At 44.7% G+C, this 26,011-nt stretch carries 31 protein-coding genes; 23 read left to right on the top strand and 8 right to left on the bottom strand.

What is annotated here, in order from left to right; translation table 11 throughout:
- Nucleotide 1: 1 nt before the first annotated feature.
- The 3 genes from IM792_RS09040 to IM792_RS09030 are packed head-to-tail and all read right to left on the bottom strand — an operon-like array spanning nt 2 to nt 2,096.
- On the bottom strand, nt 2-982 hold the full coding sequence (locus tag IM792_RS09040) for a TatD family hydrolase (protein ID WP_194101531.1): 981 nt from the start codon (nt 980-982) through the stop codon (nt 2-4).
- 21 nt (nt 983-1,003) lie between these two features.
- Nucleotides 1,004-1,729 (bottom strand): EboA domain-containing protein, encoded by a 726-nt coding sequence (locus tag IM792_RS09035; protein ID WP_194101530.1) that lies wholly within the window; start codon nt 1,727-1,729, stop codon nt 1,004-1,006.
- A 4-nt stretch (nt 1,730-1,733) separates the two neighbouring features.
- Nucleotides 1,734-2,096 (bottom strand): transmembrane 220 family protein, encoded by a 363-nt coding sequence (locus tag IM792_RS09030; RefSeq protein ID WP_228085004.1) that lies wholly within the window; start codon nt 2,094-2,096, stop codon nt 1,734-1,736.
- A gap of 132 nt (nt 2,097-2,228) precedes the next feature.
- Between IM792_RS09030 and bla the strand changes: the two genes are divergently transcribed.
- Nucleotides 2,229-3,104, top strand: coding sequence for a subclass B3 metallo-beta-lactamase (bla, locus tag IM792_RS09025; RefSeq protein ID WP_194101529.1), 876 nt, complete (start codon nt 2,229-2,231; stop codon nt 3,102-3,104).
- On the opposite strand, the gene IM792_RS09020 is transcribed toward bla, so the two are convergent.
- Entirely contained in the window at nt 3,105-3,482 is a 378-nt protein-coding gene (locus IM792_RS09020; RefSeq protein WP_228085003.1) for a helix-turn-helix domain-containing protein, read from the bottom strand. It lies immediately after the preceding gene.
- Between the two features lie 80 nt (nt 3,483-3,562).
- Here IM792_RS09020 and IM792_RS09015 point away from each other — a divergent pair, with 80 nt between their 5' ends.
- Nucleotides 3,563-4,195: a nitroreductase family protein gene (locus IM792_RS09015; protein WP_194101528.1), complete on the top strand. Its 633-nt coding sequence runs from the start codon at nt 3,563-3,565 to the stop codon at nt 4,193-4,195.
- A gap of 75 nt (nt 4,196-4,270) precedes the next feature.
- Here IM792_RS09015 and IM792_RS09010 read toward each other — a convergent pair whose 3' ends face one another.
- The 4 genes from IM792_RS09010 to metK all read right to left on the bottom strand — a co-directional run bounded on the left by IM792_RS09010 (nt 4,271) and on the right by metK (nt 7,902).
- Nucleotides 4,271-4,798, bottom strand: coding sequence for an OmpA family protein (locus tag IM792_RS09010; protein ID WP_194101527.1), 528 nt, complete (start codon nt 4,796-4,798; stop codon nt 4,271-4,273).
- Nucleotides 4,799-4,892: 94 nt separating this feature from the next.
- On the bottom strand, nt 4,893-5,897 hold the full coding sequence (locus IM792_RS09005) for a type IX secretion system membrane protein PorP/SprF (protein ID WP_228085002.1): 1,005 nt from the start codon (nt 5,895-5,897) through the stop codon (nt 4,893-4,895).
- A gap of 80 nt (nt 5,898-5,977) precedes the next feature.
- Nucleotides 5,978-6,541, bottom strand: coding sequence for an NUDIX hydrolase (locus IM792_RS09000; protein ID WP_194101526.1), 564 nt, complete (start codon nt 6,539-6,541; stop codon nt 5,978-5,980).
- Nucleotides 6,542-6,651: 110 nt separating this feature from the next.
- Nucleotides 6,652-7,902 carry a methionine adenosyltransferase gene (metK, locus tag IM792_RS08995; protein ID WP_194101525.1) on the bottom strand — a complete coding sequence of 417 codons (1,251 nt, stop codon included), beginning with the start codon at nt 7,900-7,902 and terminating at the stop codon, nt 6,652-6,654.
- A 214-nt stretch (nt 7,903-8,116) separates the two neighbouring features.
- On the opposite strand from metK, the gene IM792_RS08990 reads away from it, so the two are divergent.
- From IM792_RS08990 to nuoL, 21 genes are all read left to right on the top strand, one after another.
- Entirely contained in the window at nt 8,117-9,064 is a 948-nt protein-coding gene (locus tag IM792_RS08990) for a diacylglycerol kinase family protein (protein ID WP_194101524.1), read from the top strand.
- 56 nt (nt 9,065-9,120) lie between these two features.
- The gene (locus IM792_RS08985) at nt 9,121-9,459 is read left to right on the top strand and encodes a translation initiation factor (protein WP_194101523.1); all 339 of its coding nucleotides are present in this window, start codon (nt 9,121-9,123) and stop codon (nt 9,457-9,459) included.
- 441 nt (nt 9,460-9,900) lie between these two features.
- Complete coding sequence (locus tag IM792_RS08980) at nt 9,901-10,728, top strand: MotA/TolQ/ExbB proton channel family protein (RefSeq protein WP_194101522.1); 828 nt, start codon at nt 9,901-9,903, stop codon at nt 10,726-10,728.
- An 84-nt stretch (nt 10,729-10,812) separates the two neighbouring features.
- The gene (locus IM792_RS08975; protein ID WP_194101521.1) at nt 10,813-11,424 is read left to right on the top strand and encodes a biopolymer transporter ExbD; all 612 of its coding nucleotides are present in this window, start codon (nt 10,813-10,815) and stop codon (nt 11,422-11,424) included.
- 6 nt (nt 11,425-11,430) lie between these two features.
- The gene (locus tag IM792_RS08970) at nt 11,431-11,964 is read left to right on the top strand and encodes a biopolymer transporter ExbD (protein ID WP_194101520.1); all 534 of its coding nucleotides are present in this window, start codon (nt 11,431-11,433) and stop codon (nt 11,962-11,964) included.
- 40 nt (nt 11,965-12,004) lie between these two features.
- Nucleotides 12,005-12,832 (top strand): energy transducer TonB, encoded by an 828-nt coding sequence (locus IM792_RS08965; RefSeq protein WP_194101519.1) that lies wholly within the window; start codon nt 12,005-12,007, stop codon nt 12,830-12,832.
- A gap of 108 nt (nt 12,833-12,940) precedes the next feature.
- Nucleotides 12,941-13,072: a hypothetical protein gene (locus IM792_RS21400; protein ID WP_255521467.1), complete on the top strand. Its 132-nt coding sequence runs from the start codon at nt 12,941-12,943 to the stop codon at nt 13,070-13,072.
- Nucleotides 13,059-13,979: a substrate-binding domain-containing protein gene (locus tag IM792_RS08955; protein ID WP_194101517.1), complete on the top strand. Its 921-nt coding sequence runs from the start codon at nt 13,059-13,061 to the stop codon at nt 13,977-13,979. The genes IM792_RS21400 and IM792_RS08955 overlap by 14 nt, the downstream gene beginning before the upstream one ends.
- Nucleotides 13,980-13,992: 13 nt before the next feature.
- Nucleotides 13,993-15,669 (top strand): hypothetical protein, encoded by a 1,677-nt coding sequence (locus IM792_RS08950; RefSeq protein WP_194101516.1) that lies wholly within the window; start codon nt 13,993-13,995, stop codon nt 15,667-15,669.
- An 80-nt stretch (nt 15,670-15,749) separates the two neighbouring features.
- Complete coding sequence (locus tag IM792_RS08945; RefSeq protein WP_194101515.1) at nt 15,750-16,121, top strand: NADH-quinone oxidoreductase subunit A; 372 nt, start codon at nt 15,750-15,752, stop codon at nt 16,119-16,121.
- Between the two features lie 124 nt (nt 16,122-16,245).
- Complete coding sequence (locus IM792_RS08940; protein ID WP_194101514.1) at nt 16,246-16,788, top strand: NADH-quinone oxidoreductase subunit B; 543 nt, start codon at nt 16,246-16,248, stop codon at nt 16,786-16,788.
- Nucleotides 16,788-17,291 carry an NADH-quinone oxidoreductase subunit C gene (locus IM792_RS08935; RefSeq protein ID WP_194101513.1) on the top strand — a complete coding sequence of 168 codons (504 nt, stop codon included), beginning with the start codon at nt 16,788-16,790 and terminating at the stop codon, nt 17,289-17,291. Before IM792_RS08940 ends, IM792_RS08935 begins: the two co-directional genes overlap by 1 nt.
- Before the next feature lie 5 nt (nt 17,292-17,296).
- Nucleotides 17,297-18,508: an NADH-quinone oxidoreductase subunit D gene (locus tag IM792_RS08930; protein WP_194101512.1), complete on the top strand. Its 1,212-nt coding sequence runs from the start codon at nt 17,297-17,299 to the stop codon at nt 18,506-18,508.
- Nucleotides 18,501-19,028 carry an NAD(P)H-dependent oxidoreductase subunit E gene (locus tag IM792_RS08925; protein ID WP_194101511.1) on the top strand — a complete coding sequence of 176 codons (528 nt, stop codon included), beginning with the start codon at nt 18,501-18,503 and terminating at the stop codon, nt 19,026-19,028. Before IM792_RS08930 ends, IM792_RS08925 begins: the two co-directional genes overlap by 8 nt.
- Nucleotides 19,028-20,392, top strand: coding sequence for an NADH-quinone oxidoreductase subunit NuoF (gene nuoF, locus IM792_RS08920; RefSeq protein WP_194101510.1), 1,365 nt, complete (start codon nt 19,028-19,030; stop codon nt 20,390-20,392). The genes IM792_RS08925 and nuoF overlap by 1 nt, the downstream gene beginning before the upstream one ends.
- A gap of 109 nt (nt 20,393-20,501) precedes the next feature.
- Entirely contained in the window at nt 20,502-21,494 is a 993-nt protein-coding gene (locus tag IM792_RS08915) for a 2Fe-2S iron-sulfur cluster-binding protein (RefSeq protein ID WP_194101509.1), read from the top strand.
- On the top strand, nt 21,495-22,538 hold the full coding sequence (nuoH, locus tag IM792_RS08910; RefSeq protein ID WP_194101508.1) for an NADH-quinone oxidoreductase subunit NuoH: 1,044 nt from the start codon (nt 21,495-21,497) through the stop codon (nt 22,536-22,538).
- Nucleotides 22,539-22,555: 17 nt separating this feature from the next.
- The gene (locus tag IM792_RS08905; protein WP_194101507.1) at nt 22,556-23,053 is read left to right on the top strand and encodes an NADH-quinone oxidoreductase subunit I; all 498 of its coding nucleotides are present in this window, start codon (nt 22,556-22,558) and stop codon (nt 23,051-23,053) included.
- A 63-nt stretch (nt 23,054-23,116) separates the two neighbouring features.
- Entirely contained in the window at nt 23,117-23,638 is a 522-nt protein-coding gene (locus tag IM792_RS08900) for an NADH-quinone oxidoreductase subunit J (protein WP_194101506.1), read from the top strand.
- Entirely contained in the window at nt 23,622-23,951 is a 330-nt protein-coding gene (gene nuoK, locus IM792_RS08895) for an NADH-quinone oxidoreductase subunit NuoK (RefSeq protein ID WP_194101505.1), read from the top strand. The genes IM792_RS08900 and nuoK overlap by 17 nt, the downstream gene beginning before the upstream one ends.
- 141 nt (nt 23,952-24,092) lie before the next feature.
- Nucleotides 24,093-26,003 (top strand): NADH-quinone oxidoreductase subunit L, encoded by a 1,911-nt coding sequence (gene nuoL, locus IM792_RS08890; RefSeq protein ID WP_194101504.1) that lies wholly within the window; start codon nt 24,093-24,095, stop codon nt 26,001-26,003.
- Nucleotides 26,004-26,011 lie beyond the last annotated feature (8 nt).

The following is a 26,011-nucleotide window of genomic DNA, read 5'->3' as shown; positions in this document are numbered from 1 at the left end:
ATTAACTGATAATGATGGACGATTTATCTACCCTCGGTTGCTGGCCACCACGTAAAATACTGTTACCTTCAAACTTGGCACTTTGGTCAATGTTTACGCCAAAGTCGGCCTCATCAATTTGTCCGCTTTGGGCAAAGGCGGTAATAGCGTTGCGGTAGGTTACCAGCTCAATATCTTCAGCACTGATGCCGTTAAGTTTCATAAGCGCTGCGGTTTTTGGCACCGCTAACGGATCGCTGATACCCCAATCGGCAGCCGAGTTGATCATGATACGTTCTGAACCGTATTGTTTAACCACCTCAACCATGCGCTGGTTGCCCATTTTGGTGAACGGATAAATGGTAAATGCCGCCCAAAAACCACGGTCAAGCACTTCTTTTACCGTTTCCTCATTATTATGGTCGATGATAACGGTATATGGGTCAAGGCAATGTTCCAGCGCGATATCCATGCTGCGCTGGGTACCATGTTTTTTATCGCGATGCGGGGTGTGTACCTGTACCGGCAAACCGGCCTCTTTGGCCAGATCCAGTTGCAGGCGGTAATATTTTTCTTCGGCGGCGGTTTGGTCGTCAAAGCCTATTTCGCCAACACCAACCACACCATCCTTATAAACAAATAATGGCAGTATTTCCATTACCTGCTCGGCTAACGCCTCATTATTAGCCTCGCGCGAGTTAAGGCCGATGGTGCAATAATGCTTAATGCCAAATTGCGATGAACGGAAACGCTCCCAACCCACCAGGCTGCTATAGTAATCTCTAAAACTATCAATACCCGTACGCGGCTGGCCCAGCCAAAAGGCAGGCTCAATAAGGGCTACCACTCCGGCATCGGCCATGGCCTGGTAATCATCCGTAGTGCGCGATGTCATGTGCACATGCGGGTCAAAAAACTTCATGCCTTTAACGGCGGTTATATCAAATGCTTCGGGCTTTTGGCCCGGTAGCGGTTTATCTTCAAATGAATGGCTGCAACACATAATCGTTCAAAATTTGGTGTATTAAATGGTAGTGTATTGTTGTTTAACGGCATTTACAATGCCCGCGTCAGTAAATGGCGAGGCCAGGTGCCATAACTCGGGCACCACGCTGCGGCCTGCGGCACCGCGCTCACGGGCAAAATCCATCAGTATGCGGGCAAGCTCAGGGTTGTTGCGCTCGTTGAGGCCGGTTATCAGGGTAAGTTGCTTGTCGGTAAAAATGGCTTTCATTACCAGCTGATTCCATGCCGCTTCACTCAGGTTCTCGGCAGGGTAGGGGTTATGGTACATAATGGCTTCGAGCACGCTGCCAATATTGCTGCGTATACCTTCGGCACAACGCTTTACCCATTGGTCGGCATAAGCCAAAACCGGCAAAGCGGAATACAAAGCTACCAACTCGTTCATCTCGGCTGCCAAAAACAGGTTCTCTATCACTGCGAAATAACGCTCCTTATCAGTAGCGTTAGCTTGTGATAGCAGGTACACACGGCCAAGGCGGTCGGCGGTCCAATCTTCAATAGTAAAACCGGGGCGTATGGTGTTTAATTCCTGAGCCTGTTCGGGCGTTATGGTGATAACTGCCTTGCCTGTTTTGCGGGGCATCATAGCAAAGGCGGCGTTAAATGTAGCGGTATTGGTAATATCGCCCTGGTTGCTTAACCAAGCCCAGGCATCAGGCTTTATATTATTTTGAATAATGGTGGCAAGCAAATTCCTTAATGCCTCAGTATCGTACCCAAACATAGCTTTAAACGGCCAAAAAGTTAATTAATAAAGCTCCGGCAATTATCAGCAGCCCGAAAAACTCACGTGTTTTTTCGATGTATGGTTTTTCGGCCTGCATGCTTTCAACCAGGCTTGGTTTATTGTATTTACTTATCCAATCGCGTACGCCATCTTTCTGAAAATACAACAGTATGGCATATAGTAAATAAAACGCGATGAGTAACAGATATATAGTAGGATAATACATACCCGCGGCGGCAAATCCGCAGCAAGAGGCGGCGCTCAGGTAAATGGGCACCCACAGGTACCAGTCAATATCGTTAAAATTAAGGTAAGCGAAACCGATGAACGCTATGCAGAAAATGATATTTAAAACGATCAGCATAATTCAGGAAACCGATAAAGTTTTTGATTAATTAAGGTAGTTTATCGATTGTAGCAAAGCTAATGTAGCTATTATAAAGTTTATGCAATGTAATTATTCATAAATGTTACATGGCGCTTTATATTTGCATATATGCTACGCTACCTGTTAAAAACAACCCTGCTTGCCGCAAGCCTAACCCTGGTTATGGCTGCCGCTAAAGCGCAAAAAGTAACTGAACCTACCGGCACTCCTGCCGAGTGGTCAAAACCCTATCAGCCGTTTCGTATTGCGGGTAACCTGTATTATGTGGGTACTTATGATCTGGCGAGTTACCTCATTGTTACGCCTGAAGGTAATATCCTCATCAATACCGGTATGGCCAACTCGGCCGATATCATCAGGAAGAACATTGCCACCCTCGGCTTTAAAGTAAAGGATATTAAGATATTGCTTACCACGCAGGCTCACTATGACCATTTAGGTGCTATGGCCGCCATAAAAAAGCAAACCGGTGCCAAAATGATGGTTGATGAGGCCGATGCCCAGGTTATGGCCGATGGTGGTAGCAGTGATTACGCTTTAGGCAATGGCGTTAGCACCTACGTACCCATAAAAGCCGACAGGATATTACATGACAGGGATAGCATTGTACTTGGCGATACCAAACTGATGATGCTGCATCACCCGGGGCATACCAAAGGCTCGTGCAGTTTTATGTTTGATGTAAAGGATGCTGTGCGCAATTACCGTGTACTGATAGCCAATATGCCCAGCATAGTTACCGAAAAGAAGTTTGGTGAGATAGCGGAATATCCCAACATCGAAAAGGATTACGCCTATACTTTTGATGCCATGAAAAAGCTAACCTTTGATATCTGGCTGTCATCGCACGCCAGTCAGTTTAATTTGCATAGTAAACATAAACCCGGCAGTACCTATAACCCGGCAGCCTTTATGGAGCGCAAAAGCTATGATGCCAGCCTTGCCGATCTGGAGCAGCAATTCACCAAAAAGCGGGCGGAGTAATTATTCGTCCCCGGCTAAAATGTGTTCGCGGTGCCTTTGGCCCCACAGGGCAAGCTGCTTTACAACATCTTTAAAGCTGTGGCCATATTCGGTAAGCTGATACTCAACCGTAGTATTTTGCGGGTTTGTGGCGATGCGTTTTACCAGTTTGTTCAGCTCCATTTCCTTAAGCTGGCGGCTCAGCATTTTGCCTGATATGCCCTCAACCTCGCGTAATATATCAGTATAACGCATGGGGTGAAAGCATAGTACGGTAAGTATATGTATCTTCCATTTACCCTCAAGCAAATACATAGCATCCTTAACCGCCATTATGGTTTTGTGGCATGCCGCCTTTGATAGGCGTTGCTCGGTTTGTGGTGAGTTGGTTACCTGCATGTTACAAGCTTATGTTTGTTTGGTGACAAAAGTAAACAAACAATCTTTCATTTTTGTCGCCATAAAAAATGCAAACAATAATGAGTTTAGTAGAAAATTTGAAATGGCGCTATGCCACCAAGAAAATGAACGGAGCTGTTGTTCCGCAAGAAAAACTGGATTATATACTGAATGCCGCGCACCTGGCACCATCATCATCAGGCTTACAGCCTTATAAAATATTTGTTATATCAGATCGTGAAGTGCTGGCTAAGATCAGAACTATCGCTTTTGATCAGAGCCAGGTTACTGATTGCTCGCACCTGCTGGTATTTGCCGCCTGGGATGGTTACTCGTTCGAGAAAATAGGCGAAGTATTTAAACGCACTACCCAGGAGCGTGGCCTGCCCGATGATGCTATGAGCGAATATCATAACCGCCTTTGGAGTATGTACGAGCCATTAGGCCAGCAATGGCAAGCTACTCACGCCGCCAAACAAGCTTACATCGCTTTCGGTATGGCTATTGCCGCCGCTGCCGAGCAAAAAGTTGATGCCACACCAATGGAAGGCTTTTTAGCTGAAAAGTTAGATGAGATTTTAGGTCTGGCCGATCAGGGTTTAAAAAGTGTTACCATACTGCCATTAGGCTACCGCGAGGATGCTAATGATTGGCTGGTTAACCTTAAAAAAGTACGTACCCCGGTTGAGGAATTCATCACCGAGATAAAGTAATTTAATATACCCGTGAAAAGCAAAAAGGAGCGCTTACGGATGTGAGCGCTCCTTTTTTATGCAGTATAAATTATACTATTGCTTTTTGATCTCAACACGACGGTTAAGCACGCGGCCTGCTTCGTCGGTATTGTTTGATATTGGCTTGCTTTCGCCAAAACCTTTAACTGTTAACCTGTCGGCGCTGATGCCGCTGTTTGTTAAATAGGTTTTTACAGAGTTAGCACGCTCAACCGAAAGATCCATGTTGTGTTTCTCGGTACCTTCGGCAGATGAGTGACCATCAAGTTTAAAAGTAACGGTTTCATCTTTCTTCATTTCGGCAACGGCTTTGTCAAGCAGCGCGTACGAATCGGTTTTCAGTATACCTGAGTTAAACTCGAACTGTATGTTGCTAAAGTTATAGTTTGGTGCAGCCGGCGGCGGTGGCGGAGCCGGAGTTTCCTCTTTTACCGGTGGCGGCGGAGGTGTAGCAGGTGTTTCAACCGGCGGTTTTGGCGGCGGCGGAGGTGCTACAACAGCTTTTTTTGATTTACAGGCCGGCAGTGCTGCAACCGAAGCGGCTATCAGCAGCATGCTACCGTATTGTTTAAAGGATTTCATTGTTTTAAAAATAGTTTAAAGTTAAAAACGGGATTTTTAAGGCATTTATTGCCGCGGCCTAAGTTAATGGTTTTGTGCAAAGTATCTAAATTGCTTAAAAACTTCTTTGCGGGCACTTAACATTATAGGTGTTATTGAGCATTATACCGATCACAATTTCGTGCGAACCACGGCTTACCGTGTTAAGGCTGGAGGTGGTCAGATCGTACGAATAGCCTATGTTGATCAATGAGCTCAGGTTCAAACCAACCAGTGCGCCGAACGAGTCATCCTTGCGGTACGATCCGCCTACCCAAAAATCATTACGGAAGGCTACTTTCATGTTCACATCATAAGTGGTAGGGGCGGGGTTTATGAATTTTACCAATACCGATGGCATCAGGGTAAGATCATCTGTCATGTACAAACGCAGGCCGCCAGTAAACAAAAAGTGCGGCACCGTTTTACTTTGGCCCGAGTTGGATGAAAATATGCTTTGCGATAAAACCTGCTGCACCGAAGCGCCCGCGTAATAATTAGGCCCGTAAAGCAGCGCGCCCACGCTAACATCGGGGCTCCATTTGCTGTTGTTGCCATTGTTTATGGCCGGGTCGATAGGGTTTTCAATAGTGATCTCAGAGCTGTTGATTGAGTACTGGCTCACACCCGCCGTAACACCAACAGCTAAATTTGACGTAGACGATAAACCCAGGTGGTAAGCGTAACTACCCGCCAATGTGTTTTGCGATATAAGCCCTGCCTTATCAGTTATCAGCTGTAAGCCAACACCGTGGTGTGGCTCGGCGGCCATGTAGTTGCGCAGGTACGAGCGTTCGTTTGGGTTACCGCTGCCGGCGCCTCCGTTTAAAAAGCCCTCGCCAATGGGAGCGTTGATGGTAAGATACGTGGTTTTTGGTGCGCCCTCTAATCCTGTCCACTGGCTGCGGTGGCCCAGTTTCAGGTCGATATAGTTTTCAATACCCGCAAATGCCGGGTTGATCAGATAATTATTAAAAGGGTATTGCGTATACTGCGGCTTTTGCTGTGCCTGGGCACCGGCGGTAATTAACAATGCAATGCCGGTTAATATTCGGGATATATATTGTGATAAAGCCGACAACTAAGTTTAATTACTGGTGAATAAAAGGTGTTGTCCAATTTAATAATTAAAAGTTGATGCTTGCAAATAAATGCCTCAGTTTATTGCAATTGGCCTTCAAGCAACATTATTTTTACCTTGAGCACGGCGGCCACTGTCATGCTATCGGTTATTTCGCCACGGCAAACCATTTGGTAAACATCCTCAAACGGTAGTTTTTTTATAATGAGTTGCTCGGTTTCTTCAGGCTCGGCTTCAAATTGTTCCAGGTTACGGGCAAGGTAGATGATAGCCAGTTCATCGCTTACTGAGTTAGATAGGTGCATGCGCTGTATCTCTGTCCATTCGGCAGCTTTCAGGCCGGTTTCTTCCAGCAATTCACGCTGGGCCGAATCAAGGGCATCTGTCCCTATCGGGCCGCCGCCCTCGGGCATCTCCCAACTGTACTGCTCCAACGGGAAACGATATTGACCTACCAGGTAAGTATTCATATCCGCATCCAAAGGCATAACGCCTATGGCTAAATTTTTAAAACTAACCTTGCCATAAATACCGGGGTTACCCGCAGGGTTCAATACCTTGTACTCGGTTACATTTATCCACGGATTATCGTATTTCTCGTGCTCGCCGGTTATCGTCCAGGGGTTAAAGGTTGGGTTTGCCATTAAGGGTAAATATAGGTATTTAGAGTATTGGCAGGGCTTCAATACATATCAAAAAAAATAGCGACAGGCATTACCCGTCGCTATCTCAATAAAGTATATCGCTAATAAAATTACAAACCGAAGGCTGTTTTTACCGCGTCAACATAGTCCAGTTTTTCCCATGTAAACAATTCAACCTCCTTGGTTATTGAGCTGCCATCGTGGCTAACAAAGGTTTTGCTTACGGTTTGGCTTTCTTTACCAAAGTGACCGTAGGCGGCAGTTTCGCTGTAAATAGGGTTACGCAGTTTAAAGCGGGTTTCAATAGCGTAAGGGCGCATATCAAAAATGGCTTCAACTTTTTTAGCTATCTCGCCATCGTTAAGGCCTGTTTTGCTGGTGCCGTAAGTATTTATGTATATGCCCATTGGTTGAGCCACGCCAATAGCGTATGATACCTGTACTAATACCTCGCTGCAAACACCGGCAGCTACCAGGTTTTTAGCAATGTGACGGGTAGCGTAAGCGGCAGAACGGTCAACCTTTGAGGGGTCTTTACCTGAGAATGCACCACCACCGTGCGCACCTTTGCCACCGTAAGTATCAACAATGATCTTACGACCGGTTAGGCCGGTATCGCCATGCGGACCGCCGATTACGAATTTACCTGTCGGGTTAATGTGGAATTTAATTCCATCATTAAACAGGTGCGCGTATTTAGGATACTTAGCCTTAACACGAGGGATAAGTATACCTATAATATCTTCACGAATTTTGGCCAGCATAGCTTCCTCGCTGTCAAAATCATCGTGCTGGGTTGATATTACAATCGAGTCGATACGGATCGGCTGATTATCATCACTGTATTCTAAAGTAACCTGTGATTTTGCATCAGGCCTTAAATATTTTATCTCGCTGTTTTCACGACGGATGGCTGCCAGTTCGATCAACAGGGCATGTGCCAGGTCGAGCGCTAAAGGCATGTAGTTATCAGTTTCGCTGGTTGCGTAGCCAAACATCATACCCTGGTCGCCCGCGCCCTGATCTTCTTTGTTTTGGCGCTCAACACCCTGATTAATATCAGGAGATTGCTCGTGAATGGCCGAGAATACACCGCACGAGTTACCATCAAACATATATTCGCCTTTAGTATAACCAATTTGATTGATCACATCACGGGCGATTTTTTGAACATCTAAATAAGCTTTTGATTTTACCTCGCCGGCCAAAACAACCTGCCCGGTAGTAACCAAAGTTTCGCAGGCTACTTTTGATTCGGCATCAAAAGCCAAAAATTGGTCAATAAGCGCGTCTGATATCTGGTCAGCAACTTTATCAGGGTGCCCCTCTGATACGGATTCTGAAGTGAATAAATATGGCATAAAATCTTTAAATAAATATTAATGTAAACAACCGAAAAGAGGGGCGATAAACGGAAACCGGGTAAAAAAAGGAGCAAACTTTAGCACTTTATTTACGTGGTTGCAATTCGCTGCTTCTGGGCAGCTTAAATCAGTCCACTTTCGGGCGGCTAAAATAAAACAATTTTTACAAAGCCGAAAATAACTTACTTTTGACCCGCTTAAATACAGGTGATTGAAAAAGAAAGTTTTATTTATTGTGAACCCGGTTTCGGGAGGTAAGAAAAAGGATGGGGTGCCGAAACTGATAGGTAATTACCTTGATACATCACTGTTTGATGCTACATTCAGTTTTAGCGAGGGTATTACCCATGCGCGCGAGCTGGCCAAACAAGCCATCGGCCAATATGACATTGTTGTTGCAGTAGGTGGCGATGGTACGGTGAACGAGGTAGCATCAGCCATAGTAAACAGCGATACTGCTTTGGGTATTATCCCCTTCGGCTCGGGCAATGGCCTGTCGCGCTTTTTGGGTATACCTATGGATGTACGCGGCGCGGTTGAAACCTTTAATAAAACCCGTGTAGAAACTATTGATTCGGCCTTGTTTAACGGTCAGCCATTCTTTAATATGGCAGGCCTGGGTTTTGATGCACATATAAGTAATGTATTCTCGCAAGGTAAAAATGCCAAAAAGCGGGGCTTTTACAGCTACTTTAAATCATCATTACAAGAGGTGTTGAACTACAAATCGCAATTGTACCATATAGCTATTGATGGGCGGGAGTATGACAGGGAGGCTTTTATGCTCAGTTTCGCCAATTCATCACAATTTGGTAACAATGCGCATGTATCGCCCAAAGCATCGGTACAGGATGGTATGCTTGATGTTTGCGTGGTAAAGCCGTTCCCGTTATATAAGTTCCCGGAGATGGCGCTGCGTATGTTCAATAAAACGGCTGATAAATCGCCATATGTCGAAATTATCCGCGGTAAACAAATACACGTAACCCGCACAGGCAAGGGCCCGGCCCACCTGGATGGCGAACCGCAAATAATTGGTACCGATGCCGAAATAAACATTATACCAAACTCGTTAAATGTAATAGTAGGCGAGGGCTTTATCAGGGGCGATAAAACAAAAAGCACCTGGGGCACGCTTATAACAAGTAATAATAATTAATAATATTATTTCCGGCACAGTTCAAACAACAGTTCTTTTAACCTTATACACTACTTATGAAAAAGAACCCAAAATATACCGGCGTGGTTTACTCAACCGATCCCGGCTTTCAATATAACGAAGACGACAGCGGCCAGCAGGGTACCCTTGCGCCGCAACAGCAAAACCTTAAGATACATCTCGACCGTAAGGGTGGCAGCAAACTGGTTACCCGCATTGCCGGTTTTATTGGTTTGGATGACGATTTGGAAGCGCTTGGTAAAAAGCTAAAAACCAAATGCGGCGTTGGCGGTAGTGCTAAAGATGGTGAGATATTGATACAAGGCGACTTCAGGGACAAGATACTAACCATACTATTGGCCGATGGTTACAAGGCAAAAAAGGCGGGTGGCTAACCGTTTTATGCTATCGATTGCAATCATGTTAAAAAAAGATATTATTTGTTTTAGAATGTATAAAAGTTAAATACACAATTAATTTCTTAGTTAATATACTAACTATCAATGCTAAGCGTATGATAATATTACGTGTAATAGTGTGAAACGGCCAAATTCTATCAGTTTAGTTACATACTTTTTGTAGGATTATTTTTGCTATTATTGAAAAAAATAATTTTCATTGTAAAAAATTATAGTTGCAACAGACAATATTATGACACGGATACGTTATTGTATTCCGCCGTTGATTGAAGGGTATTGCGCGGCAATTGTTAAATAATTATTAAGAATATCAGATTTTGATTTTTTTCCATTGTGAAAATTTTAATTTTGTTATTCGCTGAGTAAGCATATTAAACATAAAAATTAAACATAAACTAAAAACTAAATTTTACTGTAATGGCTAACGTACCATCAAAACCAAGTACTCCTGTTAAAAAAGAAAGCTCAAGCTCATCGGGCATTTTCGCAACACTTGCAATTCCATTATGTATAGTTGTTGCTATTTTAATCTTTGTTTTCATTTTAGGTCACCCAAGCCACTACAAAGGCGGTGATGCGGCTAATGAGCCTGTAGACATTTTCGGTACTGTACACAAAGGTGGTCCGATTGTACCGGTGATCATCAGCTTCCTGCTAATGGTTATCGTTTTCTCAATTGAGCGTTTCATCGTTATTGGTAAAGCATCAGGTACAGGTAATGTTGACGCTTTCGTACGTAAAGTACAAAGCTTCCTTAACGCTGGTAACATTGAAGCTGCAAGCGCTGAGTGCGACAAACAAAAAGGTTCAGTAGCAAACGTGATCAAATCAGGTTTGAAAAAATACCGCGAGATCGAAGCTGATCAAAATATGGACACTGAGCAAAAAGCTTTAGCTATCCAAAAAGATATTGAAGAAGCTACCGCTCTTGAAATGCCAATGCTTGAGCAAAACCTTACTATCATCGCTACCCTGGTATCAATCGGTACTCTATGTGGTCTGTTAGGTACGGTTGTTGGTATGATCGGTGCGTTCTCTGAGCTTGCAACATCAGGTGCTCCAAACCAGGCTGCTCTATCTTCACACATCTCTGAAGCCTTGATCAACACTGCGTTAGGTATCTTCACTTCAGCTTTATCAATCATCATGTACAACTTCTTTACATCTAAAATTGATAAACTGACTTACGCTATTGACGAAACTGGTTTCAGCATCGTACAAACATTTGCATCGTCACACAAATAAGAAAATATTATGCGCTTTACCGGCCGTAATAAGCGGTTGGTATAATTAACACAAAGCCATTAATATTTTTAAAAAGATAAGAAAATGCCAAAAGTAAAAGTAGCACGAAAAAGTACAGCGATAGACATGACGGCCATGTGTGATGTGGCGTTCCTGTTGCTTACCTTTTTCATATTAACTGCCAAACCAAGGGTTGAAGACCCGGTTCCGGTAGATGTTCCGGGCTCTGTTAAAGAGATACCCATTCCTGACGATAATTTGGCTGTGATAACTGTAGGTTCTGGTAAAGCTTTCTTCTCAGTTGAGGGTAATGACGTGCGCAGGCAGGTTTTACAACAAATGGGCGAAAAATACGGCCAGCAGTTCACTCCTGAAGAATATGCACGCTTTGAGGTATTACCTGTATTTGGTGTGCCAATAGGCAACTTAAAGCAGTTTTTGAATATGGATGCTGAACAGCGTAAAGGCTATCAGCAACCGGGTATACCGCGCGATTCAGTAAGCGATGAGCTTTTCAACTGGATTCGTGAATCACGTATAGCTGCAAAAGCATTGCACAATCAGGAACTGCGTGTATCAATAAAAGGCGACAGCAAGGAAGAATATCCTGTAGTTAAAGATGTTGTAGCCATTTTGCAACGCCAAAAAGTTAATAAATTTAGTTTAATTACCACCCTTAGAGGGGCATCAAAATAAGATAAGATGGCAGAATTAGATACCTCCGGCGGGGGTGGCAAAAAAGGCGGTAAGGTAAGAAGTAAAAAGGCATCAACACGCGTTGACTTAACAGCGATGGTGGATTTGGCTTTCCTTCTGATCACCTTCTTCATGCTAACAACCACCCTGTCAAAGCCAAAAGCGATGGATATTGCCATGCCGGACAAGGACGAGAAACAAGAACAGCAGCTTGATGTTGCCGCTTCTCGTACCATGACGCTGTTGTTAGGTAAAGACGATAAACTGATGTGGTATATCGGCGAACCCGGCAAATCAGCGCCTGAAGTTGAAGGCTACGGAAAAACTGGCCTGCGCCAAACCCTGCTTGACAAAAGCAAGGAAGTGCAGGAAAAGACAGGTAAATACATGTTCGTGATCATTAAACCAAGCGATAGATCAGTTTACAAAAACATGGTTGACGCGCTTGACGAGATTGCGATCACAAACATTCAATCATACGGTATTGTTGATATATCGCCGGTTGAAGTTGACCTGTTGAAGAAAGAGAATTTATATTAATTAACTGTTTAATACGTTATATAAAGTAAAGCCTAAAATAATGTTAGGATCAAAATTAGACTTATTAAAACAGGAATGGATTGACGTAGTATTCGCCGAACGTAACAAAGCGTATGGTGCGTATGAGTTAAGGCAAAAAAACTCAGCACGTACCGGCAGAGCATTACTTATTGGTATTGTTTTGTTCGTGTTTGTTATATCGTTACCTACTATTGTTAATGCTATAAAAGGCATCATTCCTAAGGAGGCCGAAAAGGTTAAAGTTACCGATGTGGTACTTACCCCACCTCCACCCGTAGATCAAACTAAAAAACCACCTCCGCCAGCACCTGAGCCACCAAAACCAAAGGTTGACCAGGTTAAATTTCCACCTCCGGTGGTAAAGCCTGACGATCAGGTTGTAGAGAAAGATCCGCCAACTGTTAAGGAACTTGAAGTTGCTGACCCTGGCCAACGTGACCAGAAAGGTGACCCGAACGCTGAAATACGTATTGATGAGCCTGTAGGTAACTCTGACGTTAAGCAAGTGATCGAAAGTGACCCTAACGAGATCTTTACCGCGGTTGAAGCTCAACCTACCTTCCCTGGTGGTTTAGCGGCTTTCGGTAATTATCTTACTAAAAATATACGTTATCCGGCCGTAGCTCGCGAAAACAACGTACAAGGCCGTGTATTCGTGCAGTTCGTTGTGGAGAGAGATGGTTCATTAACTGATATCAAAGTACTTCGCGGTATTGGTAGTGGTTGTGATGAGGAAGCTGTACGTGTATTGAAAAAGTCACCAAAATGGACCCCTGGTATGCAGAATGGTCGTGCGGTGCGTGTTCAGTACACCGTTCCAATCGCATTTAACTTAGCAAGCGAATAATTGCATAAAATGCCATTTAATACAAATTCAAAGCAAAAATCGCTCAAAAGGCGATTTTTGCTTATTTTAGGGGTTATTACATTTATCTGTGTTATTACACTTGGTGTAATGGTCATGTTTTGGGATGCCATGAACCTGCCGCTTACCGGCTGGCAGCGTTACCTGTTTGGCGCATTCTTTATTTTTTACGGTATACTCCGGTTTTCACGCTTACTGAAAAAGGATAATGACGAAGAATAGTATTAAACTTATACTCTCGGTTGCTGCCGGGCTAATGCTATCGGCATGCGGTTCGCCACAGCAGGATGGCAATGGCCCGTCAGACAGTTTTGCCGAAGGCAAGATCAAAATTCTTGCTGATGAATCATTTGAACCCATAGTTGCCGAGGAGCAGGTAGTGTTCGAAAATCTGTTCAGTAAAGCTAAGGTTGATATACAATACATGTCAGAAAACGAGTTGTTAAACTTGTTTTTGAACGATAGTATTCGTGTAGCCATCATGTCGCGCGAGTTAACTGATGCCGAGAAAAAAGTATTTGACGAACGTAAGCTACCACCGATAGTTGACAAGTTCGCGGTTGATGCTGTGGCTTTGATCGTAAGCAAAACATCGGCTGATACGCTCATCACAGTGTCAGAAATAAAAAAAATGCTGAACGGACAGACTAAAACCGACCGTAATATCGTTTTTGATAATCCGAACTCCAGTGTCGTACGTTATCTAAAGACATTTTCGGGCAACAGCGAGCTTAAGCAAAAGAATATTTATGCGCTTAAGTCAAACAAAGAGGTTATAAAATATGTAAGTGAACATGAGGGGGCTATAGGCATAGTTGGTTTTAGCTGGCTTAATGACCCTGATGAGGATTACGCGCAATATGTGCAAAAAGTGCAGATAATGGGCGTGCGTGATGAGGGTAGCAAAGAATACCCGAAGGAATATTTTAAACCATCACAAACTTCACTTGTCTTAAAACAGTACCCGTTAAGCAGAGGGCTATACATTTTAAATAGCACCGGCCGGGTAGGTTTAGGCACAGGATTTGCATCATTTTTGGCAAGCGAACGCGGACAACGTATCATACTTAAGTCCGGTTTATTGCCAGATTCGATTCCACGTAGAGAAATAAACATAAAGAAAGAGTAAAATAAATTAATCGATGAAAGAGATCAGTAAAATTGCCACCGCAGCATTGCCGCTGATGCTTATGGGTTCATCAGTTTTTTCGCAAAGTTTAGACGACGCCAAAAAAGCTATTGACGCCGAGCAGTATCAGAAAGCAAAATCAATGCTTAAAAATCTGACCCAAACACAGGCCGACAAGGATGAAAATTATTTCTACCTGGGCTGGGTATATATATTACAGGATTATCCGGATTCAGCAAAAGCTGTATTTACCCAGGGTATCGCAAAAAACGCTAAATCAGCATTAAACTATGCAGGTTTAGGTGCCGTAGCCCGTTTAGAGAAAAACGCGACCGGTGCTACTACTAACTTTAATCAGGCTATCAGCCTTGCAGGTAAAAACAGCACGCCATACTTATACGTAGGTGAAGCTTACTTGCTTGATCCTGCTGATGCTAAAGCAGCCGCTGATGTATTGGCTAAAGGTAAGGCCGTTAACGCTAAGGATGCCGCTTTATTGGTTGAGCTGGGTAACGCTAACCGTTTGTTAGTAAAAAGCAGCGAAGCTTTAGCTAACTACCAGGAAGCTTTAACCGTTGACGCTAAAGCAGCGAGCGCTATTGTAGCTAAAGGTGTGCTTTGGAGATATGCCAACAACTTTGAGCAGTCAGAAACTGAATACAAAGCAGCATTGGCTATCAACCCTAACTATGGCCCTGCTTACCGCGAGTGGGCTGAAACCGACCTGCGTTGGGCATTCAACGATCCCAAAATGGCATCAGTTAAAGTTAAAGAAGGTGTTGAGAACTATAAAAAATACCTGAGCTTAACAGACCGTTCAGCTGAGTCACGTATGCGTTATGCCGACTTTTTGTTAGCCGCCGGTGATTACCCTACGCTACAGGCTGAGGTTGCCGAACTTGAAAAGCTTCCGGGTGCAAATACTAACCTGAAGATATATCGTTACAAAGCTTACGCTAACTTTGAGAACAAAAACTATCAGGCGGCGTTAGACGGTATGCAAAAATTCATGGCTGAAGCTGGTGAAAAACGTATCATCCCTCGCGATTACCTGTACTTAGGTCGTACTCAAATTGCTTTAGGTAATGATTCAACCGGTATCAATACTTTGAGAAAAGCAATTGAGTTAGATACTACACAAACCGCTGTGTATGCAGAGATCGCTAAGGCATTTTATCAAAAGAAAAAGTATGTTGAGGCAGGTGATGCTTACAATATGTTCACTCAAAAAGGTGGTCGTGACGTTAAACTTACCGATTACTTTTACGAGGGCTTAAGCTACTACTTTGGTTATGATGCTAAAAAACCTGAAGCTGATTCAGTTTTAGCTAAAGCTGACAGCGCGTTTAGCTACATTATCCAAAAAACAGCTACACAACCATTTGCCGATGCTTATCTGTACCGTGCACGTGTTAATGAGCTGAAAGAAAAAGACCGTAACAACATTAGCGGTTTTGCAAAACCTTTTTACGAAAAATACATCGAGGTAGTAAACGCTAAAGGCGCACCTGATGATAAATCGAAAAAAGGCTTGGCCGAAAGCTATATTTACTTAGGTAACTATGCTGCTTACAAAGAAAAAGATAATGCCAAGGCTACCGAAAACTTTGCCAAGGCTAAGGAGTTAGATCCTACTAATAAACAGGTAATAAGTTTCTTCTCTAAAAAAGGCGGAGCAAGCGGTAAATAAACCTTGCCCGATAAAATAAACAAAAGGCCTCATTTTTAATGAGGCCTTTTTTATTACAACTGCATCATTATATTTGCAATATGGAAGCACAGAGTTTACCAATTAACTTTCTGCCTATCATTTTCCAAATGGTAGTTGCGCTGGGTTTTGTATTTACAACCATGTTTGTAACCCACAAAATAGGGCCCAAGCGTGTAACTAATGATAAGCTTACCCCGTTCGAGTCGGGTATTGAGGTTATCGGTAACGCACGTACCCCTATCTCAATCAAATACTTCCTGGTAGCCATCCTATTTGTTTTGTTTGATGTGGAGGTGATATTTATGTACCCCTGGGCCGTGAACTTTAAGGAGTTAGGCAAAACCGGTATGATAGAAATGTTCATATTTATGGGTACACTATTGCTTGGCTTTATCTACATTATCAAGAAACGCGCTCTTGAATGGGATTGAGTTTAGATTGATTCTAAATACCTCATACATAGCCCTCTGAATGCGTATAGCTCGTATTTTATTATAAATTTGTGGTGTCCGGCGGTCTTTTTGCCGGTAAAACCTAAGTTTATAATAGTAGTTCATGAGTGATATTCAGATAGTTGATGCCCCTCCGGGTGTTGAAGGTTCAGGGTTCTTCGCCACCTCGCTTGATAAAGCAATCGGGCTGGCTCGTTCACACTCATTATGGCCGCTGCCATTTGCAACATCATGCTGTGGTATTGAGTTCATGGCCACAATGGGCTCTCATTATGATCTTTCCCGTTTTGGTGCCGAGCGTTTAAGCTTTTCGCCACGCCAGGCCGACCTGCTGATGGTTATGGGTACCATATCAAAAAAAATGGCACCTGTACTGCGCCAGGTATACCTGCAAATGGCCGAGCCACGCTGGGTAATGGCTGTTGGCGCCTGCGCTTCAAGCGGTGGTATATTTGATACATATTCGGTATTACAGGGCATTGATGAGGTTATACCTGTTGATGTTTATGTACCCGGTTGCCCGCCACGCCCCGAAGCCATAATTGATGGTTTTATCAATATTCAGAAACTGGTACAAACCGAATCGCTGCGCCGCCGCAACGAGCCTAAGTACCAGGAATTATTAGCTAAATACGGAATTCAGTAATGGGTAAAATAACCAATCAGGAAGTTTTAGATAAGATAGCCGCTAAATTTGGCGAACAGGTAACCGTAATTGGTGAACCCCATAGCCTGCTAACTGTTGAAACCGGCCGTGAACAGATCATCGATCTGCTGGGTTTCCTGAAAAATGACGCGACACTGCAATTCATTTTTTTGACAGACATCACCGCTATCCATTATCCTGAACAGGAAAAACCTATCGGTATAATATATCACCTGCATAGTTTGGTAAATAATGTGCGTATCCGTGTAAAGGTATTTGTTGCCGATGGCGATGTACACGTGCCTACCGCTACCGTGCTGTGGAATGGTGCCAACTGGATGGAGCGCGAAACCTACGACTTTTTTGGCGTTGTGTTTGACGGCCACCCCGACCTGCGCCGTATTTTAAATGTTGACGATATGACGGCCTTCCCGATGCGTAAAGAATTTCCGCTGGAAGACCCGAACCGTGTAGATAAGAAAGATTACTTTTTTGGAAGATAATACATATGCAGAACCATCCTGTATTTTTTGATAATGATCCGCAAAGCGAACTATCGACCCTTAATTTAGGGCCAACGCACCCGGCTACGCACGGCGTTTTCCAAAACGTACTGCAAATGGATGGCGAGCGTATAGTGAGCGGGGTATCAACCATAGGCTATATACACCGCGCGTTCGAGAAAATTGCCGAGCACCGTCCGTTTTACCAGATCACGCCGCTGACAGACAGGCTGAACTATTGCTCATCGCCAATAAACAATATGGGTTGGCACATGACGGTTGAAAAGCTTGCCGGTATCACCATGCCTAAGCGTGTGGATTATATGCGCGTCATCATCATGGAACTTGCCCGCATTGCCGATCACATTATATGTAACGGGGTATTGGGTGTTGATACAGGGGCTTTTACCGGCTTTTTGTACATGATGGAGTATCGCGAAGAGATATATGAAATTTACGAGGAGATATGCGGCTCGCGCCTTACAACCAATATTGGCCGTATAGGCGGGTTTGAGCGTAATTTCAATACCATCGCGTTTAACAAGATCCGCAAGTTTATTAAGGAGTTCCCGCCGGTTTTAAAGGAGTTTGAAAAACTGTTTAACCGTAACCGCATATTTATTGATCGTACCAAAGGTGTTGCCCCGGTAACTGCCGAAACCGCTTTAAGCTATAGCTGGAGCGGGCCGTTGCTGCGTGCTGCCGGTATTGATTATGATGTACGCGCTATGGAGCCCTATTCATCATACGAAGATTTCGATTTTGAGATCCCGGTAGGAGAGAATGGCGACGTTTACAGCCGCTTTTTAGTACGTAACGAGGAAATGAAGCAAAGCTTGCGCATTATTGAGCAGGCGCTTAACAAGATAGAAAAAGAACCTGCGGATATATTCCACGCTGATGTGCCGGAGTTCTATCTGCCTCCAAAGGAAGAAGTTTATAATAACATGGAAGCGCTGATCTATCACTTTAAGATAGTGATGGGCGAGGTGGAAACACCGGTTACCGAGGTTTACCACGCGGTTGAAGGCGCTAACGGCGAATTGGGTTTTTACCTGGTTAACGATGGTGGCCGTTCGCCATACCGTTTGCACTTCCGCAGGCCAAGCTTTATAAATTACCAGATGTACGCGCCCATGAGTCAGGGCATGCTACTGTCTGACGCGATAATTAACATGAGTAGTTTAAACGTTATAGCGGGAGAATTAGATGCTTAGAGTTGAAAATACTGAGCAGGCACCTGTTGAGTTTTCAGCAGCGCTGATCGCTAAGTTTGATGATATAAAAAGCCGTTATCCGGAAGGAAAGCAAAAATCGGCCTTGCTGCCGGTATTGCATCTGGTACAGGCTGAATACGGTTGGGTAAGTGCCCCGGCTATGGATAAGGTGGCCGAGTATCTTAACATATTACCTATTGAGGTATATGAGGTGGCAACCTTTTACACCATGTACTTTATGCGCCCGCAAGGCAAATATGTACTGGAGGTTTGCCGTACAGGCCCATGTTGCCTTGTAGGTGCCGAAAAAATAATGGACTACATTGAGCAGCAGTTAGGTGTTAAAGAGGGTGAAGTAACTACCGATGGCTTATTTAGCTGGCGCGGTGTGGAATGTTTGGCTGCCTGTGGCTTTGGCCCGGTACTGCAAATTGGCCCTGAGTATACCTTTTACGAGAATTTAACAACCCAATCGGTTGATAGTTTAATAGCGGACTTGAAAGCAAAGGCGAATAACTAATGGGACGCAAATTATTATTACAACATATAAATGCACCCGGCATCAATACCCTTCAGGGGTATCGCCAAACAGGTGGTTATGCCGCGGTTAAAAAGGCGCTGAAAACACTCTCTCCTGACGATGTTGTGGAGGAGGTAAAAAAATCAGGCTTGCGTGGCCGTGGTGGTGCGGGTTTCCCTACGGGGATGAAGTGGAGCTTTTTGGCCAAGCCCGAAGGTGTGCCCCGTTACCTGGTTTGCAATGCCGATGAATCAGAACCCGGTACTTTTAAGGATCGTTACCTGATGACCAAGATCCCTCACTTACTGATCGAGGGAATGATAGTGGCCAGTTACGCCCTGGGTGCCAATACCTCATACATATACGTTCGCGGCGAGATGATGCCGCAGATACGCATTCTTGAAAAAGCCATTGCCGAGGCCAAAAATGTAGGTTTGTTAGGCAAAAATATATTAGGTACCGGTTACGATCTGGAATTGTACGTACAACCCGGTGGCGGTGCCTACATCTGCGGTGAAGAAACCGCGCTTCTCGAATCATTAGAAGGCAAACGTGGTAACCCGCGCATTAAGCCGCCATTCCCGGCCATCGCCGGTTTGTATGGTTGCCCTACGGTGGTTAACAACGTAGAATCTATTGCTGCCGTAGTCCCTATCATTAACGAGGGTGGCGACGAGTATGCTAAAATAGGCATCGGCCGCAGCACAGGTACCAAACTGATCTCGGCATCGGGCAATATCAATAAACCGGGTGTTTATGAGATAGAGTTGGGTGTGCCTGTTGAAGAATTTATTTACAGCGACGAATATTGCGGCGGTATAGCCAATGGCAAACGCCTGAAAGCGGTAGTGGCCGGTGGATCATCAGTGCCAATTTTGCCGGCTAATTTGACACTGAAAACCATCAACAACGAGAGCAGGCTGATGAGCTACGAGTCCCTGTCTGACGGGGGCTTCGCTACCGGCAGTATGATGGGTTCGGGTGGTTTTATCGTGTTTGATGAAGATCAGTGCATTGTGCGTAACACCTGGAACTTTGCCCGTTTTTATCACCACGAAAGCTGCGGACAATGTTCGCCATGCCGTGAGGGTACCGGCTGGATGGAAAAGGTTTTGCATCGCCTGGAATATGGTCATGGCAAAATGAGCGACATGGATTTGCTGGTTGATGTATCTAAAAAAATTGAGGGTAACACCATTTGTCCGCTGGGTGACGCGGCAGCCTGGCCGGTAGCCAGCGCCATACGCCACTTTAGGGATGAGTTTGAATGGCATGTTACCAACGCTGCCGAAGCTACCACACGCAACTACGGTTTGGCCCATTACGCCGATCCGTTGCCGAAGATAGAAAAGGCGGAAGCGTAATAAAATAAAAGGGTGTCACCCTGAGCCCGTCAAAGGGCGAACATGACAAGGAAATAAGAAAAAGGTCTTAAAAGTCCATCACCGTAAGTGAGGATTTAGGAGTGATAAAATGAAAGTAACGATAGACGGAATCACTGTTGACGTAGAACCCGGAACAAGCATCCTGAATGCCGCGAGGCAGATAGGTGGCGATATTGTTCCGCCTGCTATGTGTTATTACTCAAAGCTTGAGGGCAGCGGCGGTAAATGCCGTACCTGTTTGGTTAAGGTAAGCAAAGGCTCTGAAAAAGATCCGCGCCCTATGCCTAAGCTGGTAGCATCATGCCGTACCACGGTGATGGATGGCATGGAAGTGCAAAACATTACATCGCCCGAGGTTATTGAAGCCCGTAAAGGTGTGGTAGAGATGCTGCTGATCAACCACCCGCTTGATTGCCCGGTGTGCGATCAGGCCGGAGAATGCCATTTGCAGGATCTGGGCTATGAACATGGCGCAGCCAAAACCCGTTATGAGTTTGACCGCCGTACGTTTGAGAAGATTGACATTGGCGATAAGATACAACTGCACATGACGCGCTGTATACTATGCTATCGCTGCGTGTTTACTGCCGACCAGATAACCAATACCCGCCTGCACGGTATACTTAACCGTGGCGATCATTCAGAAATATCAACCTATATTGAGAAAGCTGTTGATAACGATTTTTCGGGCAACGTGATAGATGTTTGTCCGGTAGGGGCGTTAACAGATAAAACCTTCCGCTTTAAAAACCGTGTATGGTTCACCAAACCGGTTGAGGCGCACCGCGATTGCGATAAATGCTGCGGCAAAGTAACCTTATGGTACAAAGGAGAGGATGTAATCAGGGTAACAGGCCGTAAGGATGTTTATGGCGAGGTGGAGGAATTCATTTGCAATACCTGCCGTTTTGATACAAAGAAAACTGCCGACTGGACCATCGAAGGCCCGCGCAAGGTATCGCATAAATCAGTTATCAGCGCTAACCATTACGAAACCATGAAGCCGCTGCCGGTGGTAAAAACCAATCCGCTGTTGCAGGAAGCTAATAAAGAACAATTTGAACGCGAAACCCGCCTGTAAATGGAATTAACAGATATCATAGTAAAAGTTATACTGATCGTTATAGTGTTCGCTATCAGCCTGGTGATAGCCATGTACTCTACCTATGCCGAGCGTAAGATTGCTGCCTTTTTTCAGGATAGGGTAGGCCCTAACCGTGCCGGTCCGTTTGGTATGTTACAGCCTTTGGCCGATGGTGCCAAGATGTTTTTGAAAGAGGAGATCATCCCTACAAGGGCAAGTGGTTTGCTGTTTATCGTAGGTCCATCACTGGCTATATTAACGGCATGTATCGGTTCGGCGGTTATTCCGTGGGGGCAAAAACTTACCATTGGTTCAACCATTATTGATTTGCAGGTTACTGATATTAACGTAGGTATCCTGTACATCTTCGGTGTGGTATCATTAGGTGTATACGGCATCATGATAGGTGGCTGGGCATCAAACAATAAATACTCGCTGCTGGGCGCTATCCGTGCGGCATCGCAAAACATCAGCTACGAAATTTCAATGGGTCTTTCCATCATTGCCCTGCTGCTGGTAACCGGTTCGTTAAGCTTGCGCGAGATCGCGGAGCAACAACATGGCTTTTGGCATGATGGCTGGTTTACATGGAACTTCTTTAAACAACCATTAGGCTTCCTGATATTCATTGTATGCGCCTTTGCCGAAACCAACCGTACCCCGTTCGATTTGCCTGAGTGTGAAACCGAGCTTGTAGGTGGTTATCATACCGAATATTCATCCATGAAACTGGGCTTTTACCTTTTTGCCGAATACATCAATATGTTCGTGTCATCAGCGGTAATGGCTACATTATATTTTGGTGGTTATAACTTTCCGTTTATGGATAGCCTGGGCCTTTCGGCCAACTGGATCACCATAATTGGCGTTATCGTGCTGTTCGCTAAAATATTCGCGTTCATCTTCTTCTTTATGTGGATACGCTGGACTATCCCGCGCTTCCGTTACGATCAGTTGATGAACCTGGGCTGGAAAACCCTGATACCTTTGGCCATTGCCAATATTGTAATAACCGGTATAGTTGTTACGCTTTTAAATTAATGCGGAGATCGAATTAAATGGAATCATTAAGCAATAAAAAGAAAGTACTTGAAGTAAAGCCGCTCAATATTTGGGAGCGCGCTTATTTGCCTGCCATTTTTAAGGGCCTGGCAATTACTATGAAGCACTTTTTTAAGAAACCGGTAACCATTAAGTATCCTGAGCAAAAGCGTGAGTTCTCTGAAAATTTCAGGGGGATGCACTCGCTTAAGCGCGATGAGAACGGGCGTGAGCGTTGTACCGCCTGCGGCTTGTGCGCGCTATCGTGCCCGGCAGAGGCCATTACCATGACCGCCGCCGAGCGCCAGAAAGGTGAGGAGAACCTGTACCGCGAGGAGAAATACGCTGCCGTTTACGAGATAAACATGCTGCGCTGCATTTTTTGCGGCTTATGCGAGGAGGCCTGCCCTAAAGAAGCTATTTATTTAGATGGCGATATTGTACCGGCCGATTACCTGCGTAAGGATTTTATTTATGGCAAGGATAAATTAGTGGAAGCGCCTTTAAACCAATAAAAAAAGAAGTTTTATACCTTAGCCCGGCATACAGGCGGGCAAGGTGTTTTTCAATACTAAACAATGAGTACATTTTACTTCATCGCATTCCTGTCCATATTTTTTGCGATACTGGTTATTACGGCACGTAACCCCGTGCATAGTATATTATACCTGGTATTAACCTTTTTTACGTTCACGGTGCATTACATATTGCTGAACGCGCAATTTTTGGCCGTTGTGAATTTTATTGTTTACATGGGGGCCATACTGGTACTTTTCCTGTACACGCTCATGCTCATGAACCTGAATAAGGATAATGAGCCCATGAAATCTAACATCGTAAAAATTGCTGCCGTGTTTGGCGGAGGCTGCCTGCTGGTAACTATTGTGGCTTCGTTAAAAACCATGGCCATATCGCAGCCGGTAGTGCTGCAAAACCCCGAGCTGGGTTTGGTGAAAAACCTGGGTAAAATACTGTTCAACGAATTTTTATTGCCGTTTGAAGTATCATCGCTGCTGTTGCTATCGGCAATGGTAGGCGCTGTTTTACTGGCAACTAAGGATAAACAACCCAAAACACAACCTGATGGAAAGCTTTACTAACGCTATACAAGCGGTGCCGCTTAATCATTACATTTTGTTAAGCGCCATCATATTTACAATAGGGGTAGTTGGTGTATTGCTGCGCCGTAATGCCATCATTATTTTTATGTCGGTTGAGCTGATGCTTAACGCGGTTAACCTGCTGCTTACCGCGTTTTCGGTATACAGGGGCGATGCCGCCGGGCAGGTGTTCGTATTCTTTATTATGGCCTTAGCCGCTGCCGAGGTAGCTATCGGGCTGGCCATCATTGTAATGATATACCGCAACACCAACTCGCTGGATATAAATGTGCTGAACAGGTTGAAATGGTAAACCCCTCCCGGCCTCCCCTGAAGGGGAGGAGATAGTAAACGAGGGCGAATAGTTAATACAATCCCGATAGGGACAAAATAAAAAAATAAAAATATCACCAGGTCTTCCTCTTTAGAGGGGGATTTAGAGGGGGCTTTATACATGGACAAATACATCTGGCTTATTCCTTTACTGCCGTTAGCCGGTTTTATTATTAACGGGCTTGGGCGTAATGCTTTGCCTAAAAATTTAATTGGCGCTATTGGCAGCCTGCTGGTACTGGTATCATTCGGGTTAAGCGTGGCTACCTTTTTTCAGATCAAGGCATCGGGAGTGCCTGTCAACGTAAACCTGTTCGAGTGGTTTTCGGTAGGTAATGTAAAGGTGCCGTTCGCCTTTTTGATAGATCAGCTGAGCTCGATCATGCTACTTATTATTACCGGCGTAGGCTTCCTCATCCATTTATATTCTATCGGCTATATGCACCACGATAAAGGCTTTGGTAAGTTCTTTGCTTACTTAAACCTGTTCGTTTTCTTTATGCTGTTGCTGGTAATGGGCTCCAATTACCTGGTAATGTTCATCGGTTGGGAAGGCGTGGGGCTATGCTCATACCTGCTTATCGGCTTCTGGTTCAATAACCCAAGCTATGCCGATGCCGCTAAAAAAGCATTTGTAATGAACCGTATTGGCGATCTTGGTTTCCTGATCGCGGTATTCCTGATATTTAACACCTTTGGCAGCATCAGCTTTGCTGATGTATTTACCAAGGCTGCCACCATGCACTCCGGCGATAGCACCATTTTGCTAATTACATTGCTGCTGTTTGTGGGCGCCACCGGTAAGTCCGCACAAATACCATTGTTTACCTGGCTACCCGACGCGATGGCCGGCCCAACTCCGGTATCAGCACTGATACACGCCGCCACCATGGTTACCGCCGGTATCTACATGATAGCCCGCTCGAACATATTGTTCACCCTGGCACCGGTAACGCTTGAAGTAATTTCAATAGTAGGTTTGGCTACCGCTACATTCGCGGCACTCATCGCACTTACACAAACTGATATTAAGAAGGTACTGGCTTATTCAACGGTATCGCAACTGGGTTATATGTTTTTGGGTTTGGGCGTAGGCGCTTATACCGGGGCATTCTTCCACGTACTTACTCACGCATTCTTTAAGGCATTGCTGTTCCTCGGTGCCGGTTCGGTTATCCACGGCATGAGTAATGAGCAGGATATGCGCAAAATGGGTGGACTGAAGGGCAAGCTGCCCGTAACGTTCTATACCATGCTTATCGGTACTATCGCTATAGCGGGTATTCCGCCGTTCTCGGGTTTCTTTTCAAAGGATGAAATACTGGCGCATACCTTTGAGCATAGCACTACTTTGTATGTAATTGGGGTGATCACCGCCGGTTTCACTTCGTTCTATATGTTCCGTATGTTGTTCCTTACGTTCTTCGGTAAATTCCGTGGTACGCACGATCAGGAACACCATCTGCATGAATCTCCTGCTACCATGACCATCCCGCTTATTGTGCTGGCTGTATTATCGATGATAGGTGGTATGATAGGCGTGCCCGAAGTTTTAGGCGGTCATCACGAGTTGGGTACATTCCTGGCGCCTGTGTTCGAGGCTTCGGCAAAACTTACCGGCGAGGCGCATCACCTTTCGCACAGTACCGAATGGATATTGATGGGCGTATCAGTGGGCGCGGCTGTAATTGCATTACTTTATGCTTATACCAAATACATCAGCGGCAAGCATGTTCCGGCTGCTGATACTGAGGACCGCCACATACTGTCAAACCTGTCATACAATAAATTCTATGTAGATGAATTGTATGATTTCCTGATCCGCCGGCCATTGGATGCCCTTTCGGTATTCTTTTACAAAGTGGTTGATCTGCTGGGTATTGATGGCCTGGTAAATGGTTTGGGTAAAAGCTCAATTGAAGCAAGTAAGGGTCTGCGCCTGTTGCAAACAGGTAATGTGGGCTTCTATATATTTATGATGGTTATAGGTATTGTGGCAGTGCTGCTATACGGTTACACCCTAATTAATTAAAAAACGCA

Origin of the sequence: Mucilaginibacter sp. JRF (assembly GCF_015223065.1) — a bacterium.
Lineage (GTDB): Bacteria > Bacteroidota > Bacteroidia > Sphingobacteriales > Sphingobacteriaceae > Mucilaginibacter.
This window is presented reverse-complemented; position numbering and strand designations above follow the sequence as displayed.